This is a genomic window from Mesorhizobium sp. M1A.F.Ca.ET.072.01.1.1, assembly GCF_004023325.1.
Taxonomy (GTDB): Bacteria; Pseudomonadota; Alphaproteobacteria; order Rhizobiales; family Rhizobiaceae; genus Mesorhizobium.
In genome coordinates, this window is sequence record NZ_RZSF01000611.1 from 1 (window position 1) to 1,650 (window position 1,650).

Consider the following 1,650-nt stretch of genomic DNA (forward strand, 5'->3'; position numbering starts at 1 on the left):
TCCTCAACCGGACGACACCCGCCGAGTGCTCAAACTACTTCGCCAATGCAGGATACGACCGGAGATGACTTCATCCCGCTCTAGAGCAGTTCCAGGAAAAGTGTGAGCGGTTTTCCGTCCGGAATTGCGTCAAAAACAAAAAGCCAGAGCATTTCGCCGTTTCCGTGAAACGGTGAATGCTTTAGGCAGCGTTCCGCTTCAGCGCCCGCTGGTTCGACGCATAGATCGTGTCGCGCTCCGGCAGGGCGCCGGTCTTCAGGCAATCGATCCATTCGGCGGTCTTGAGCACCGCGGCGAAGCGCGACTGCAGCACCACGCTCACCACGCGATGGATGTCTTCGGCAGACGCGTAGCCGGCGCTGTTGGCGTAGGGAACCGAGCCGCTGGCATCCGAGAGGAACTCGACGGCAAAGCCCATATGCACCGCATGGATGATGGTCGACAGGTCGCAATTATGCGTCATGTAGCCGACGACCGCGATCGTATCGATGTGGTTGGCGCGTAGCCAGTTCTCGAGGTCGGTGCCTGTGAAGGCGGAGGGCAGCGTCTTCTCGACATAGTGGTCGCGGGCGCGCCCGGCGATCTCGGGATGCAGTTCGCCGCCATGGCTGCCCTTGGCGAAGATCGGCGAAGTCTCCGGCGCCATCTGCTTCACGACAACGACCTTGATGCCGGCAGCAGTGGCGGCGTCCATGGCGCGCGCCACGTTGGCGACGCTGTCGGCGAAGGGCGGATGCTGGATGGCGAGATTGCCGCCATTGTAGTCGTTCTGGACATCGACGACGACGAGTGCGCGGCGTGGCTGGGTGGCTGGTGCTGACATGGCGGTTCCTTTCGAGCGGGTTGATAGGTGGCGAAGCTAGGCCGAACATCTATTCCCAGAATAGTGGCCCAATTGACGTTATTCGAAAAAATTGGGACACTCCTTGCCGTAACCTGGTGATGTCTGCCATGCGCAATCCGATTGTCGCCGTCGTCGCCTTCGACGGCATCAGCCCGTTCCACCTTTCCGTGCCTTGCCTGGTCTTCGGCGCGGACCGCACCAAGCTCGGCCTGCCGCGCTTCGATTTCCGCGTCTGCGCGGCGGAGCAAGGACTTATCCATACCGATGCCGGTTTGAGCATTTCGGTCCCGCACGATCTTTCGGCGCTCGACCAGGCCGACATCGTCATCATCCCAAGCTGGAAAGATCTCGATGCTCCTCTGGCCGCGCCGCTCAAGCATGCGCTCGAACGGGCACATAAGCGCGGCGCGCTGATCGTCGGCCTCTGCCTCGGCACCTTCGCCATCGCCGCCGCCGGACTGCTGGCGGGACGCAAGGCCACCACGCATTGGGCCTATACCGACCAGTTGCAGACGCTGCACCCCGACATCGCCGTCGACGCCGATGTGCTCTATGTCGATGAAGGCGACATCGTCACCTCGGCCGGCGTCGCCGCCGGGCTGGACTGCTGCCTGCACATTGTGCGCGCCCGCTACGGCGCCGAGGCCGCGCTTCGGCTCGCCCGCCACGTCGTGCTGTCGCCGCACCGGCAGGGCGGACAGGCTCAGTTCATCGAGCGCCCGCTTGCACCGACGCCGAACGCCGACCGGTTCACAAAGGCGCTTGACGGGGTGCGGGCAACGCTTGGCGAAGCTCACACCCTGGAC

At 63.4% G+C, this 1,650-nt stretch carries 2 protein-coding genes; one reads left to right on the forward strand and one right to left on the reverse strand.

The features are described 5' to 3' along the window. Positions 1-181: 181 nt before the first annotated feature. On the reverse strand, positions 182-823 hold the full coding sequence (locus EOA32_RS36895; protein ID WP_066994232.1) for a cysteine hydrolase family protein: 642 nt from the start codon (positions 821-823) through the stop codon (positions 182-184). A 128-nt stretch (positions 824-951) separates the two neighbouring features. Between EOA32_RS36895 and EOA32_RS36900 the strand changes: the two genes are divergently transcribed. Beyond that, positions 952-1,650, forward strand: a 699-nt coding sequence (locus EOA32_RS36900) for a DJ-1/PfpI family protein (protein ID WP_128374286.1), incomplete at its 3' end; no start/stop codon positions are given.